This is a genomic window from Rhodococcus sp. IEGM 1372 (assembly GCF_030056835.1).
Taxonomy (GTDB): Bacteria; Actinomycetota; Actinomycetes; order Mycobacteriales; family Mycobacteriaceae; genus Rhodococcoides.
Map to the genome: position 1 here is coordinate 36,184 of NZ_JASHKS010000020.1, position 13,546 is coordinate 49,729.

Genomic DNA, 13,546 nt, shown 5'->3' on the forward strand with positions numbered 1-13,546 from the left:
CGGGGCACCTATCCGCACCACTGCTGCGTTCGGCGTGAGCAATGTCTCGAGGCGGAATAGCTCGGTGGATCTTTCGAGTTCGGAGTGGACAGTGGCAAAGATTGTGCACGCACTCGTGAGGAGAGAGATCCATGAAGTTGTTTACCCCGTTGGCGCTCGGTGACCTGAAGCTCGACAACCGGCTGGTGATGGCCCCGCTCACGCGGACGCGCTCCGGCCAGGACGGTGTACCGGGCCCGCTGGTGGTCGAGCACTACAAGCAGCGTGCATCCCTGGGTCTGATCGTCAGTGAAGGTACGTACCCCAGCCATGCGGGCCAGGGCTTTCCCGGTCAGCCCGGTCTGGTCACCGACGAGCAAATCGAGGGCTGGCGCAACGTCGCCGATGCAGTGCACGCCGACGGCGGACGGATCTTCGCGCAGGTGATGCACGCCGGTCGCGTGACCCACGAGGCGACGACGGGTGGCCGCGAGGTCGTCGGGCCCAGTGCAATTGCCATCGAGGGCGAGACCCACACCTACGAGGGCAAGAAGGCGTACCCCACCCCGCGTGCGCTGCGCGAGGACGAGCTGCCCTCGGTGATCGCCGAGTTCGTGCAGGCGTCGAAGAACGCGATCGCCGCCGGAATGGACGGCGTCGAGATTCACGGTGCAAACGGCTATCTGTTGCACGAATTCCTTTCGCCCGCCTCGAACCAGCGCGACGACTCGTACGGCGGCTCGCCGGAGAATCGGGCGCGCTTCGTGGCCGAGGTCGTGGAAGCAGTGGTCGCCGCTCTCGGAGCGGGCAAGGTCGGAATTCGCATTTCACCCGAGCACAACATCCAGGACGCGCTCGAGACGGACGCCGATGACGTGCGCGCAACCTACCGCGCATTGGTCGATCGAATTGCACCCCTGGGATTGGCGTACCTCAGTGTGCTGCACAAGGATCCGTCGGGCGAGCTGGTCCAGGATCTGCGACAGGCCTTCGGCGGCCCGGTGCTCGTCAACAGTGGCTTCGGTGAGATCACCACCCGCGACGAGGCGCTCTCACTCCTCGACAACGGAATCGGCGACGCAGTTGTCGTCGGCCGTCCGGCGATCGCCAACCCCGACCTCGCCTACCGCTGGCGCGAGGATCTGCCGTTGAACGAGCCCGATCCGAGCACCTTCTACACCGATGGTGCCGAGGGCTACACGGATTACCCGGCCTTGCAGCACTGACGAGTGCCTAGCGGCAGGAGTGGAGCCTGCGGAACGACCCGATGCGCAGTGGTGTGTTCGAGTGCCCCGTAGGGGACTCGAACACACCACTGCGCGGAGCGCACTCAGAAGTCTGCGGTTTTACGGGCGCGGATCTTGCTGACGATCGAGAACACCACAGCGATGACCATCAGTGCGTAGAGCACGATGGTGATGCCGCTGCTGATCAGAATCGACGGATCTCCTTCGCTGACGGCCAGTGCGCGTCGCAGTGATTCCTCGGCGAGCGGGCCGAGGATCACCGCGATGAGCACCGGTGCGAGCGGAATTTCGTAGCGTCGCATCATGAATCCGACGATGCCGAGTCCGAGCATGAAGATCAGGTCCACGATCGACGCACTCGACGCGTAGACGCCAAGGGCTGCGAACACCGAAATACCGGCGTAGAGGTAGTTCTTCGGGATCTTCAAAAGCTGCGCCCACAGTGGTGCGAACGGCAGGTTGAGGATCAACAGCACGATCATGGCCACGAACAGGCTGGCCAGCAGGGCCCAGACGATGTCGCCGCTGCGCTCGAAGAGCAGGGGCCCGGGTTGCATGCCGTACTGCTGGAAGGCCGCCAGCATGATCGCGGCCGTCGCCGACGTGGGCAGACCCAGAGCCAGCAATGCTCCCATTGCCGTTCCGGCCGTGGAGTTTCCGGCGGCCTCGGGACCCGCGACGCCTCGAATGGCACCCTTGCCGAACATCGGCTTCTCGCGTTTGCGATCGAGCCTGCGCTCGGTGCCGTAGGCCAGGAAGCTCGGCACTTCGGCACCACCTGCGGGGATCACACCGAACGGCACACCGAATGCCGTGCCGCGCATCCATGCCGGCAACGCATCGCGGAACTCTGCCTTGCTCAGCCACGGTCGTCCCTGCGACTTGATCAGCGAACGGTCCTCGGGTCGACCGATCTTCGACGCGATGTGGATGACCTCACCGAGGGCGAGCATCGCGACGGTGATGACGACGATGTGGATGCCGTCGAACAGGGCAGGGACCTCGAACGTGAATCGTGAAGCGCCCGAAGGGCCGTCGATACCGATGACGGCGAGGGTGAGGCCGATCAGCAGTGCGGTCAGGCCCTTGAGTGCGGAGTCCGAGACCACCGCCGAGGTGGCGATGAACGCGAACACCGCGAGGGCGAGATATTCGGCGGGACCGAAGTTGGTCGCCAAGGCGGCGAGCGTCGGGGCGAAGAACACCACCAGGGTGGTCGCGACGATACCGCCGATGAACGCGCCGATCGCCGAGGTGGCCAAAGCCTGTGGGGCGCGGCCGTTCTTGGCCATTCGATGGCCCTCGAACGTGCCTGCGATCGCAGTGCTGTTGCCGGGGGTGTTCATCAGAATGCCCGAGATGGAATCGCCGAACAGGCCGCCGAAATACACTCCGGCGAACATGATCAACGCGGCGGTCGGGTCCAGGGTGAAGGTGACGGGCAGCAGCAGGGCCACGGCCATGGCGGAGCCGAGACCGGGCAGGACGCCCACGGCGGTTCCGAGCAGCGCGCCGACGAACACCCAGACGAGGTTCATCGGAGTCAGCGCGGTGCCGAATCCGTCGATGAGATTGCTCAATGAATCCATCAGAAGTTCAGCTCCGTCAGAAGATTTGGGCGAGGACGCCGCCGGGCAGGGTCAGCCCGAGGCCAGCGGAGAATGCGATCTGAATCGTGCTCGAGACCAGCAGTGCGACTGCCGCGTCGAACACGTAACGGCGACCGCCCAATCCGACCGACACGCCCCAGAACAGCAGCGCGCCGGCCAGGACCCAGCCGAGCGGGTCGAGCAGGGCGATGAACAATGCCACCGATCCGACGGTGATCGACAGGGTTCGCCAGTTGCTGACGGTGCCGGTGTGCGGCTTTCCGTCGGCGTCGACCCCGCGGTCGATCACGTCGGGCTTGACCATCAACTGAATTGTGACCAACAGGGCGACGACGAAGCAACCGCCGGCGACGATGGCCGGAAAGACCTGTGGGCCAGGCGAGGTGGCGGTGGACGGAACATCCATCGTGACGGTTCCGTAGACCAGGAACACTCCCAGTGCAACGAGCAGTGCCGGAACGATCAGGCCGCTGCGGCCGGTCCAGAACGACCGGGACGTACCCGTGTCGGTGTCTGTGGTCGTCGTTGTCATACCAGCCCCAATTCCTCGAGAATTCCGGTGATCCGTGTCTGCTCGACCTCGAGGAATTCGCCGAATTCGTCTCCGGTCAGCACCGATTCCTTCCAACGGTTGCGTTCGACGGCCGTGGCCCACTGCTCGGTTTCGACCATCTCGGTGACGATGTCGACGAGAGTCTGCCGGTCCTCGTCCGAGATCCCCGGGGGCGCAACGATTCCACGCCAGTTCACCAGGTCGACGTTGTAGCCCTGTTCGATGAACGTCTCCACGTCGAATCCCTCGAGCGGCTCGGGCGCGGCGACGGCGAGTGCGCGTACGTTGCCTGCCTCGATCTGGTCGCGGAAGTCGTTGAAGCCACTGACCGCGACGCCGACGGTGTTCGACAGCAGCGACGTCAGGACTTCGCCGCCTCCGGAGTAGGCGATGTAATTGATTGCGGCCGGGTCGATGTCGGCTTCCTGCGCCAACTGACCCGCGACGATGTGGTCGATTCCGCCGAGGGAGCCGCCGCCGATCGGTAGTCCACCGGGATTGGCCCGCCATGCCTCGATCATGTCCTCGAGATTCTGGATGGGTGAATCCTTGGGCACCACGAAGACCTCGAAGTCCTCGGCGAGCTTGGCGATCGGGACGGTGTCGGCCAGTGTGGTCTCGGAGTTGTTGATCGCGATGCCGCCGAGCATGACGGTTCCGGTGATCATGACGGTGGTGGGCTGACCGCTGAGGTTGTCGAGTTGGCTCAGGCCGATAGTGCCGCCGGCACCGGGGACATTGACGACCTGAGCGTTGTTGACGATGCCGTCGCTACGTAGCGCCTGTTGCGATTCGCGGGCGACCAGATCCCAGCCTCCGCCCGCGGCGGCCGGTGCGATCAGTGTCAATTTGGCTCGGGCGTCGGATCCGCTGGCACTGCGAGCGGCGTCGATTCCGGCAACGGTGACTGCTCCCACCACCACCAAGGCTCCGGCCGTTCGTAGCAGTGTGGGCGATATCGCCATCAGAGACCTTTCGTGTGGGGTGTCACAGCGTCAGGTTAGATACAGTTTGTCTGATTAGTCCAGTTCACAAATCCCCGAGGGTGATCCTCGGTGAAGACGAGCAACGAGCAACGGGAGAGAACGTGTCGGTAGCGAGCGCAGTGGCAGTAGCGATGAGCAACACACCGGAGGGGCAGGAAGCGTTGCGCCGCGGTGCCGCCGAGGCCGAGCTGCGTCAGGCCGAGCTGATCGTGTTGTCCGTGGTGGACCGCGATTCCGTATCGGCAGAGGACCGCGCGGCAGCGCAGGCCGAGGTGGAGAAAACCCTTCCCGGAACTGCCACCACCGTGCGCGTCGAGCCCGACGGCGGCGACCCGGCCGGCGCGCTGGTCGATCTTGTCGCAGACGTCGGTGCGGGCCTGGTCGTCATCGGCTCCAAGCGTCGCTCCGCGGTGGGCAAGTTCCTGATGGGCAGCACCGTGCAGCGAGTGTTGCTGGACTGCCCGGTTCCCGTCCTGGTCGTGAAGGCACCGTGACCCGACACTGACTTCGACCCGGTAGTATCGGACAAACTTCACCCTTACAACCTCGAGGAATCATGGACAGCGATAAACCCGGGCCGGACACGGCCCCCCGCACCACAGCTACTACGTGCGAGGCGGTGTCCGGCGAATGAGCGTTCTGCTCACTCTTCTGCTCGGCCTGCTCGTCGTTTTCCTCATCACCGTCGCGACCGGCTACTTCGTAGCTCAGGAATTCGCGTACATGACCGTCGACCGGTCCCGGCTCAAGGCACGTGCCGAGGCCGGTGACGTCGTCGCCGCTCGTACCCTGACCGTCACCAAGCGCACGTCCTTCATGCTGTCCGGCGCGCAGCTGGGCATCACGGTCACCGGCCTGCTGGTCGGCTATGTCGCCGAACCGCTGATCGGTCAGTCCTTCGGCGCGATACTGGGCGGCGTCGGAGTTCCGACGGCCGTCGGTGTCGGCCTCGGTGCCGTTCTGGCCATCACGTTCGCGACGTTCGTGCAGATGCTCTTCGGTGAACTGTTCCCGAAGAATTTCGCCATCGCCCGCCCCGAGCCGGTGGCTCGATGGCTTTCGCTGTCGACGACCATCTACCTCAAGCTCTTCGGGTGGTTGATCACCATCTTCGACCAGTCGTCGAACCTGTTGCTCAAGGCTCTCAAGATCGAGCCGGTGCACGACGTGGAGCACTCGGCGAGCCTGCGCGACCTCGAGCACATCGTCTCGGATTCCCGCGAGACCGGCGATCTGCCCGACGAATTGTCGACGCTGCTCGATCGAATCCTCGACTTCCCCACTCGCACAGTCGAACACGCGATGATCCCGCGCTCGCGATCGGCGACGGTCCGAGACACCGACACTCTCAGCGAGGTCGCTGCCCTGATGGGGCAGGAGCACTCGAGGTATCCGGTGCTCGACGAGGACGACGGTATCGTCGGCGTCGTCCATCTCGCGGACGTCCTGTCCGCGACGGTGCCGGGTTCCAGACCGATCTCCGAGCTCACGCGTGACGCGCTGATCCTCCCGGAGATCCAGACCCTGCCCGACGCGATGCGCGAGTTGCGCTCGACCAAGAACCAATTGGCTTGTGTGATCGACGAATACGGCGGTCTGACCGGCGTCATCACGATCGAGGACCTGGCCGAGGAGCTGGTCGGCGAGATCACCGACGAGCACGACGACGACCTGTCCGATCCGAGCCCGGTCAGTGCCGACGACGGCAGCTGGACCATGGCCGGCGAGGTGCACGTCGACGAGGTCGAACGTGCCATCGGCATCGATCTGCCCGAGGGTGACTACGAGACCATTGCCGGTTTCGCCATCGCGCACAACGGATCTCTCCCCGATGTCGGGGAACGGATCGAAGTGGACCTACCACCGGACAACGCCGATCTGGCGAACGACGAGGAGAGTCCCGTTCGTTTCGTCATCCTCGAGATCGAGGAGATCGACAGCCACGTCCCGTCCCTGCTGACTCTGACGCTCGGCGAGCGTGACCCCGAACACGACGACGAGTCGGCCGAGTCGAAGGAAAGTGTGCACCGATGAGCAACATCTGGATTTTCCTGGCCGTCACGATCGGCCTCATCGCTGCCAGTGCCTTCTTCGTGGCCGTCGAGTTCGCGCTGTTGGCCGCCAAGCGGCATCGGCTCGAAGACGCGGCACCCAATTCACGTTCCGCTCGTGCGGCGCTGCGCAGCTCGTCCGAGCTGACGGTTCTGCTCGCCGGCTCCCAGCTCGGCATCACCGTCTGCACCCTCGGTCTCGGTGCGACGACGAAGCCGGCCGTGCACTACTGGCTCACGCCCCTGTTCGAGAGCGGCGGCCTGCCGTACTGGTTCGCCGACGTCCTCGGTTTCGTGCTCGCGCTGATCATCGTCACCTTCCTGCACCTGGTGGTCGGTGAGATGGCTCCGAAGTCCTGGGCCATCGCCCATCCGGAGAAGTCCGCGACGATGCTCGCAATCCCTATGCGCGCGTTCATGTTTCTCACCCGTCCGGTGCTGACGGCACTGAACAACATGGCGAACTGGTGCCTGCGGCGGGTCGGCGTCGAGCCGGCCGACACCGTTGGTACGGGCCAGAACGCGGACGACCTTCGGCAGCTGGTGGAACATTCGGTGAACGTCGGTGCCCTCGATGCCAGCTATCAGGCGCAGATTTCCAGTGCGCTGGAACTGCAGGAGTTGACCGTCGGTGACCTGGTGCGTCAGTTCGGCAAGCCCACGTCGGTACCGTCCACAGCGACGATCGACGACGTGCGCGAGGCCTCACGTCGCTCGGGACATCTGCGGATCCTGGTCAGCGACGCGGACGTGGTCAAGGGCGTGGTGCACGTGCGCGACACGTTGACCGCTCCGCAGACCCTCGCCGAGATCACGCGTCCGGCATACACGCTCGAGGCGACGACGCCGGTGTACGTTGCCCTGCAGTCGATGCGCGAGACCCGGCATCACCTGGCACTGGTGGTCGACGGTTCGGCGGCGGCGGACGATCCGGCTCGCAGCGTCGGCGTCGTGACCCTGTCGGATGTGTTGACCCGACTGTTGCCCCAGCCGGTCTGATTCGATTCCGGTTTCGAACGAGACATCCCCGCCCGGCCGAGAAGGCCGAGCGGGGATGTCTTCGTCGTGACGGGTCGAAAGAACTCAGATCGGGGCGACAACCAGCAGGTGTGCCCAGTACGACGCGACGTCGTGGCCGAGTTGGGGGAGCAGAACGTCGTAGAGCAGGTAGGACATCATTGCCGTCGAACTCCTTGTTCAGCGTGCCGTTTCCGACTCGCGTTCCGAGATTGTGGGTGACCGAGACTGCCGGTCACTGAGACTGTAGATCACACAGCCTTCGGTGACATCCATATCGCCCACTCGCACCCCCGTGGCGCACGTCAGCCGATGCAGCCCTGCAGGGTGGTGAAGCTGCCCGCGATTCCGGCACCGTTGCACACCGCGCCGTTCGGGGTGAGGGTGATGGTGGAGCCCGGTGCTGCCACCGCGATGGAGAGCCCGAGACCGGCTGCGGTGTTCTGTGCGACGGCACCGGGGCCGAAGGCGATCGCTGCAGGCGCGCCACCGAAACTGCCGTTGCTCACTGCAGTTCCACCGTTCAGTCCCAGTGCAAGGGCGGCTGCGTTGTTCATCGCCTCGGCCGAACCCCAGCCCTCGAGGCCGAGGCCGGCCGCCGCACTCGCGACGTCGGCGGAGCTGTCGCACTGCGATCCTCCGACGAGCGCAGCGACATCGGCCCCTCCGGGTGCGGTGGTGCAGGCGACCGGTGCTGCGGATGCGGTGCCGGGTACCAGTGCCGCGAATGCACACGCGAATCCGAATGCTGCCGCCCCGCCGACAATCCTCTTGGTGTGGAACATGGTGAATGCCTCCCCAGATCAGTGCGTCGGCACCGGTGTGCCGAGCGTGTCGGTCGTCGGGCCGATGTTGCGCAGGACCCGCACGCCCTGGAGTCGAGTCTAGACGGGTCCGAACGCGGCACGGGTTCGGCATCATCACGGAAACGTCTCGGTAGTATCACGCTGAAATAACGCGCTGGTGGGTGTTCGCGGCCTCTAGGATCGGACCGTGATCGGACGCATCGACGAGGTCGTTTTCGACTGCACGGACCCGGCATCGCTGGCGCAATTCTGGGCCGCGATACTCGGCGGAAAGCCGATGGTGCGTGACGCCGCCTGGCACTTCGTCGACGTCCCCGGGTTCACTCGGCTGGCATTTCAGCGAGTCCCGGAGAGCAAAGCGGGTAAGAATCGGCTCCACCTCGACGTCGCCGTATCGGATATCGACCGTGCCGTCGGGTCGGCCGTCGCCCTGGGTGCGAGGGTGCTCGGCGACCGACACTCCGACGCGGCGGGAACCTTCCAGGTGCTGCTCGATCCCGAGGGCAACGAGTGGTGCCTGGTGACGCCTCCCGCCTGAGCCCGGCCGATCAGCGGGCGTCGTGTTCGGCGCGTGACTCGAGGACGGCAGGCATGTTGCCCTCGATCAGTTCGATGAGATCGGCCAATCGGGCACCGACGTCGCGTCCCAGCGGGGTGAGGCTGTACTCCACCTTCGGTGGAATGGTCTCGAGGACGGTGCGAACCACGAGACCGTCCCGCTCGAGGGTCTGGAGGGTCTGCGAGAGCATGCGTTCGCTGACGCCGTCGACGCGTCGGCGCAACGCGTTGAATCGATAGTCGCCCTCGGTGAGGGCGGCGAGGGCGAGCACGCCCCACCTGCTGGTGGCGTTCTGCAATGTCTGCCTCGACGCACAGTCACGCGCGAAGACGGACGCTTCGAGAGATTCTGCGGGCTCGGACATATCGCCATGCTAGCGCATATCAAAGAGTCAGTAATAACTAGAAGGGTTGCACTGCACGAAAAGTAAGTGCATAGTGAAGGGGTACTCGACACCTCGACTCCAGGAGTTCGATCATGACCACAGCGGTAACAGGAGCAACGGGCAATCTCGGCGGACTCGTCGTCGACGCACTCATCGAGCGTGGTGTCGAACCCGCCGACATCGTGGCGGTCGTCCGAAACGCGGACAAGGCCGCTCCGCTGGCCGAACGCGGTGTCGTGGTTCGGGTCGCCGACTACTCCGATTCCACCGCGATGACGGCGGCTCTCGCCGGCGTCGACAAGCTTCTGCTCGTCTCGGGCTCGGAGGTGGGTCAGCGAATTGCGCAGCACACCAACGTGATCGAGGCAGCGGAGGCCGCCGGAGTGGGCCTGATCGCCTACACCAGCCTGCTGGCCGCAGACACTTCGGGAGTAAGCCTCGCGCCCGAGCACAAGGCCACCGAGGAGCGCCTCGCCGCGTCCGGCATCCCCGCGGTGTTCCTGCGCAACGGCTGGTACTGGGAGAACTACCTCGGTTCGCTCGCCCAGACCGTAGAGAGCGGAGTGCTCCTCGGCGCGGCAGGCAACGGCAAGCTCGCCGCCGCGTCTCGCGTCGACTTCGCCGCCGCGGCCGCTGCCGTGCTGACGCTCGACGATCAAGGCGGAAAGATCTACGAGCTCGGCGGCGACGAACGCCTCACCTACGCCGAGCTTGCGGCCGTCATCGGCGAACTCTCCGGCAAGCCGATCGCCTACAAGGACGTCTCGGAGTCTGAATACGCCGCGATTCTCCAGGGCGCAGGACTGCCCGACTTCGTGGCAACCATGCTGGCCAGCGCGGATGCCGGGATTGCCCGCGGCGAGCTCGACACCGATTCCGGAGACCTGCAGGCCCTGATCGGTCGAGCGTCCACCCCGGTCGCAGAAGTACTCCGCGCCGCAGTGTGACGGACATCGGGGGCGGTACTTGTAGCGTGGGCGCGGTGAATCACTCCTACACCCGCACCATGTTCCTGGCCGCCTCCGTCTCGCTCGTCCTGCTGACGGGCGCGTGCAGCTCGGACGAGGACACCTCGTCCCCGGCACCTTCCGCGTCCTCCGCGTCGTCGGACGCCGGTGCCCCAGCCGCCTCGAGCACCTGCCCCACGGAAGCACCCGACGCGGCAGCCATTCCGGAATGGACGCTGGACGGGGACTCCGGCAGCATGGCCGTCGTCGGATCCACCGACACGGCCGCGCCCGCGGTCACCGTCGACGCACCGTTCGCCGTCGGCGAGACACAGGTCGAAACGCTGATGGCTGGGGATGGACCGGTCGTCGCAGCCGACGCCGAGGTGTCCGTCTGCTACATGGGCGTCAACGGACGCACAGGGGAAACGTTCGACAGCAGCTTCGAGCGGGGCGCGCCGGTCGAATTCCCGCTCGACGGAGTTGTCGCAGGCTTTCAGAAGGCCATCGCCGGACAGACCGTCGGCTCGACCGTCGCCGTTGCGGTCACCTCGGCCGACGGCTACGCCAGCGGCAATCCGGCGGCAGGAATCGAGCCGGGCGACAGCTTGATATTCGCGATCTCGATCCTCAGCGCGAGCTGAGTGCGCTCCGCGCAGTGGTGCGGTTGAGTGCCCCAGGGGGCGCTCAACCACGCCACTGCCGCAGGCATTACACCGTCGAGAGCTGCTGAATCGTCGTCGCGCCGCCCGGGGTGGGCGTCGTGGTGATGAAGTTCGAGTCGTAACCCAGCGATTCGACGACGCCGCGGATCTCGCGGAACTGCTCGACGCTGACGTCGGGCGTGCGCTTGAGCACGAATCCGGACGTGCGGGTTGGGCTTCCGACGAACGCCCACGAGTAGTCGTCGGCGATGTAGGCGACGATGTAGTTGGTCGGTCCCTCCTGGCTCTCCTGCGTGGGAACGCCCGGGAAGCTCACGTGCAGTTGGGCATTGGTGACGGTGTCGTTGACTCGTGCGTTGCCGACGATGCGGTTTTCCTGGCCCGTCCAGGTGGTGCAGGTGTTCTCGACGCGGATGTTGGCGTCGTCGATCATCTGGTAGTTCGCCTGGGTGTCGCGGGCGCAGATCAGGTTGAAGGGCTGCGGCACCGCGGCGACCTGGTTCCAGGTGCCCAGGTAGCGCTCGACATCGAGTGACGGGATCGGAGCCAGCGGCTCGAGTCCGACCGATCCCAGCGGTCCGACCGGCTGCGCCTGAGCGGGGGCCGCGGTCAGCAGTGCGCCTGCGGCCAGGGCACCGACGAGTGCGGTGCGGCCGAATGCGTTGCGGATCTTCATGTGTTCGCTCCTTGGGTTGCGGATGTGTTCTTGTTCGAGTCGATCCTGTTCGGCCACCAGATCCCCGGGCCGATGAGGGTGAACAGGGCGGGAATCACGACGGTGCGTACCACGAAGGTATCGAGCAGAATACCCAGTCCGACGATGATTCCGAGTTGGGTCAGGGTGATCAGCGGCAGGACGCCGAGCACGCAGAACACGGCTGCCAGAACGATTCCCGCGCTCGTGATGACACCTCCGGTGGCCGAAACCGCCCGCACGATGGCAGATCTGGTGCCGTGCCGGGGCGTCTCCTCCCGGGTGCGAGTGACGAGGAAGATGGTGTAGTCCACGCCGAGCGCGACCAGGAACAGGAACGCGAACAGCGGAGTGTTGTCGTCGAGGGCGGGGAATCCGAAGACGTGCAGGCTCACCCAGCTGCCGATCCCGATAGCGGCCACTGCGCTCAATACCGTTGTCGCGACCAGGATCAGGGGCGCGACCAGGGCGCGCAACAGAACCAGGAGCACGGCGAGCACGACCGCGAGAATCGCGGGAATCACCACGAGGCGATCGCGGGCCGCTGCGTCGGTGGTGTCGAGTGCCTTGGCGTCGCTGCCGCCTACCACAGGAGTGGAGCCTGCGGAACGACCCTCGGGCGCTGCTCCGTCCACGCCGGTGAGTGCGGCGCGGAGGTCCTCGACGACGGCGAACGACTCGTCGGATGCGGGAGCCGCATCGGTGACGACCGAGAGGCGGGTGAGTCCGGTGTCGGAATCCGCGACGCGATCGACCGAGACGACTCCGTCGATGCCCTCGGCGGTGCTGATGACTGCGTCGATGTCGGCGGTGGGAGCGAGGACCGTCATAGGGTCGGCCGATCCGGCCGGGAAGTGCTGGGAGAGAGTGTCGAAGCCTTCGACGGACTCGGCGGTGACACGGAACTGCTCGGTTTGCGAGAGTCCGATCTGAGTCCCGAACAGTGCGGCGCAGCAGGCCAGCAGTGCGACGATCGTGATCGAGGCGGTGGCCACGGGGCGTCGGGCGACTCCCGCGGCGATCGAGTGCCAGACGCCCTCCGTGGTGGTGTCACGGTCCGATTCCTTGGGAACGAAGGGCCAGAACAGCTTCGGGCCGCACAGTTTCAGTAGAGGCGGCAGTACGAACAGGACGAACACTGCTGCGACCACGAGACCGGCCGCGGCCAGCGCCCCGAGGCTGCGGGTGCTCGGCAGCATCGCGAGGAGCAAGGTCAGCAGGGCCAGTACGACGGTTGCGTTGCTGGCGAGGATGGCGGGCCCGGCCTGGCGAACGGCGCGGTGCAGGGCGAGGCGATGATCGGACTCGCGACGCAGTTCCTCGCGGTATCGAGAGATGAGCAGCAGGGCGTAGTTCGTGCCTGCGCCGAACACCAGCACACTGGTGATTCCCGAGGTCGAACCGTCGAAGGAGAGCCCGGTGGCCTGGGCCAGCACGGTGCCGACGGTGGTGGCGAATCGGTCGGCGAAACCGATGACGGCCAACGGCACCAACCACAGGATGGGTGATCGGTAGGTGACGATGAGGAGGACGGCCACCACGAGGGCGGTGACGGCCAGAAGCGTGAAGTTGGCACCGGAGAACGAGTTCGCGATGTCGGCACCGAAAGCGGGTCCGCCGGTGACCTGGGCAATCAGATCGGGAGAGAGGCCGTCACTCGCAGCGGATCGCAGTTCGGTGATCAGTTCGTTGAGCGTGAAGCCCGACAACTCGGAATCGACCTGGACCAGCGCGATCGCAGCTTTGCCGTCGGGAGCGACGATCGGGGGCGGGCCGGGCTCGTCCGGCACCGAGCGATCGACTGCGAGCAGCCTGCTCTGTGCGGCAGCTGCGCCCTCGATGTCGGCGGCTGTCAGGTCGCCGCCGTCGGCCCGGCTCAGAACCAGGATCACCGGTGCGGAGTCGGAATCCGGGAATTCGGAGAGAAGCTCGTCGACCTGGTAGGACTCGGCCGACGTCGGCAACGAGTTCGGCGATTGGTCGGCGGAATCGTTGCTGCCGACCAACCCCATCACGGCCACGGCGAGGATGAAGATCGCTGCCGCCA

14 protein-coding genes are annotated in these 13,546 nt (G+C 65.6%); 7 read left to right on the forward strand and 7 right to left on the reverse strand.

The window, feature by feature from the left end; all coding sequences use genetic code 11:
- The first annotated feature begins 131 nt into the window (after nt 1–131).
- A complete protein-coding gene (locus QM590_RS16435; protein ID WP_149404948.1) occupies nt 132–1,205 on the forward strand; it encodes an alkene reductase in 1,074 nt (357 codons plus the stop codon).
- Between the two features lie 104 nt (nt 1,206–1,309).
- On the opposite strand, the gene QM590_RS16440 is transcribed toward QM590_RS16435, so the two are convergent.
- Genes QM590_RS16440 through QM590_RS16450 form a run of 3 tightly spaced genes read right to left on the reverse strand, consistent with a single transcriptional unit; the run spans nt 1,310 to nt 4,354 of the window.
- The gene (locus QM590_RS16440; RefSeq protein WP_068055749.1) at nt 1,310–2,815 is read right to left on the reverse strand and encodes a tripartite tricarboxylate transporter permease; all 1,506 of its coding nucleotides are present in this window, start codon (nt 2,813–2,815) and stop codon (nt 1,310–1,312) included.
- Nucleotides 2,816–2,831: 16 nt separating this feature from the next.
- The gene (locus tag QM590_RS16445; RefSeq protein ID WP_094639255.1) at nt 2,832–3,368 is read right to left on the reverse strand and encodes a tripartite tricarboxylate transporter TctB family protein; all 537 of its coding nucleotides are present in this window, start codon (nt 3,366–3,368) and stop codon (nt 2,832–2,834) included.
- On the reverse strand, nt 3,365–4,354 hold the full coding sequence (locus tag QM590_RS16450) for a Bug family tripartite tricarboxylate transporter substrate binding protein (protein ID WP_149404950.1): 990 nt from the start codon (nt 4,352–4,354) through the stop codon (nt 3,365–3,367). The genes QM590_RS16445 and QM590_RS16450 overlap by 4 nt, the downstream gene beginning before the upstream one ends.
- A gap of 122 nt (nt 4,355–4,476) precedes the next feature.
- Here QM590_RS16450 and QM590_RS16455 point away from each other — a divergent pair, with 122 nt between their 5' ends.
- The 3 genes from QM590_RS16455 (at nt 4,477) to QM590_RS16465 (ending at nt 7,425) form a co-directional block, all read left to right on the forward strand.
- Nucleotides 4,477–4,869: a universal stress protein gene (locus tag QM590_RS16455; RefSeq protein ID WP_262498235.1), complete on the forward strand. Its 393-nt coding sequence runs from the start codon at nt 4,477–4,479 to the stop codon at nt 4,867–4,869.
- 136 nt (nt 4,870–5,005) lie between these two features.
- Nucleotides 5,006–6,409 carry a hemolysin family protein gene (locus QM590_RS16460; protein WP_269595707.1) on the forward strand — a complete coding sequence of 468 codons (1,404 nt, stop codon included), beginning with the start codon at nt 5,006–5,008 and terminating at the stop codon, nt 6,407–6,409.
- Complete coding sequence (locus QM590_RS16465; RefSeq protein ID WP_068055764.1) at nt 6,406–7,425, forward strand: hemolysin family protein; 1,020 nt, start codon at nt 6,406–6,408, stop codon at nt 7,423–7,425. Before QM590_RS16460 ends, QM590_RS16465 begins: the two co-directional genes overlap by 4 nt.
- 323 nt (nt 7,426–7,748) lie before the next feature.
- Here QM590_RS16465 and QM590_RS16470 read toward each other — a convergent pair whose 3' ends face one another.
- Complete coding sequence (locus QM590_RS16470; protein WP_068055767.1) at nt 7,749–8,228, reverse strand: DUF6764 family protein; 480 nt, start codon at nt 8,226–8,228, stop codon at nt 7,749–7,751.
- 208 nt (nt 8,229–8,436) lie between these two features.
- Between QM590_RS16470 and QM590_RS16475 the strand changes: the two genes are divergently transcribed.
- Nucleotides 8,437–8,787: a VOC family protein gene (locus QM590_RS16475; RefSeq protein WP_149404952.1), complete on the forward strand. Its 351-nt coding sequence runs from the start codon at nt 8,437–8,439 to the stop codon at nt 8,785–8,787.
- A gap of 10 nt (nt 8,788–8,797) precedes the next feature.
- On the opposite strand, the gene QM590_RS16480 is transcribed toward QM590_RS16475, so the two are convergent.
- Complete coding sequence (locus QM590_RS16480; protein ID WP_149404953.1) at nt 8,798–9,172, reverse strand: winged helix-turn-helix transcriptional regulator; 375 nt, start codon at nt 9,170–9,172, stop codon at nt 8,798–8,800.
- Between the two features lie 113 nt (nt 9,173–9,285).
- Here QM590_RS16480 and QM590_RS16485 point away from each other — a divergent pair, with 113 nt between their 5' ends.
- Nucleotides 9,286–10,140: an SDR family oxidoreductase gene (locus tag QM590_RS16485; RefSeq protein WP_149404954.1), complete on the forward strand. Its 855-nt coding sequence runs from the start codon at nt 9,286–9,288 to the stop codon at nt 10,138–10,140.
- 59 nt (nt 10,141–10,199) lie between these two features.
- Entirely contained in the window at nt 10,200–10,784 is a 585-nt protein-coding gene (locus QM590_RS16490) for an FKBP-type peptidyl-prolyl cis-trans isomerase (protein ID WP_149405575.1), read from the forward strand.
- Between the two features lie 67 nt (nt 10,785–10,851).
- Here the strand turns inward: QM590_RS16490 and QM590_RS16495 are convergent, their stop codons facing one another.
- Both QM590_RS16495 and QM590_RS16500 read right to left on the reverse strand, forming a co-directional pair.
- Nucleotides 10,852–11,481 (reverse strand): lipocalin family protein, encoded by a 630-nt coding sequence (locus tag QM590_RS16495; protein WP_149404955.1) that lies wholly within the window; start codon nt 11,479–11,481, stop codon nt 10,852–10,854.
- Entirely contained in the window at nt 11,478–13,511 is a 2,034-nt protein-coding gene (locus QM590_RS16500; protein WP_188078586.1) for an MMPL family transporter, read from the reverse strand. The genes QM590_RS16495 and QM590_RS16500 overlap by 4 nt, the downstream gene beginning before the upstream one ends.
- Nucleotides 13,512–13,546 lie beyond the last annotated feature (35 nt).

Coding starts and splice junctions, on each gene's coding strand:
- QM590_RS16450 (WP_149404950.1), bottom strand. CDS start 4,354: ATGGCGATATCGCCCACACTGCTACGAACGGCCGGAGCCTTGGTGGTG.
- QM590_RS16480 (WP_149404953.1), bottom strand. CDS start 9,172: ATGTCCGAGCCCGCAGAATCTCTCGAAGCGTCCGTCTTCGCGCGTGAC.
- QM590_RS16465 (WP_068055764.1), top strand. CDS start 6,406: ATGAGCAACATCTGGATTTTCCTGGCCGTCACGATCGGCCTCATCGCT.
- QM590_RS16490 (WP_149405575.1), top strand. CDS start 10,200: ATGTTCCTGGCCGCCTCCGTCTCGCTCGTCCTGCTGACGGGCGCGTGC.
- QM590_RS16500 (WP_188078586.1), bottom strand. CDS start 13,511: ATGGGGTTGGTCGGCAGCAACGATTCCGCCGACCAATCGCCGAACTCG.
- QM590_RS16460 (WP_269595707.1), top strand. CDS start 5,006: ATGAGCGTTCTGCTCACTCTTCTGCTCGGCCTGCTCGTCGTTTTCCTC.
- QM590_RS16435 (WP_149404948.1), top strand. CDS start 132: ATGAAGTTGTTTACCCCGTTGGCGCTCGGTGACCTGAAGCTCGACAAC.
- QM590_RS16445 (WP_094639255.1), bottom strand. CDS start 3,368: ATGACAACGACGACCACAGACACCGACACGGGTACGTCCCGGTCGTTC.
- QM590_RS16495 (WP_149404955.1), bottom strand. CDS start 11,481: ATGAAGATCCGCAACGCATTCGGCCGCACCGCACTCGTCGGTGCCCTG.
- QM590_RS16440 (WP_068055749.1), bottom strand. CDS start 2,815: ATGGATTCATTGAGCAATCTCATCGACGGATTCGGCACCGCGCTGACT.
- QM590_RS16470 (WP_068055767.1), bottom strand. CDS start 8,228: ATGTTCCACACCAAGAGGATTGTCGGCGGGGCGGCAGCATTCGGATTC.
- QM590_RS16485 (WP_149404954.1), top strand. CDS start 9,286: ATGACCACAGCGGTAACAGGAGCAACGGGCAATCTCGGCGGACTCGTC.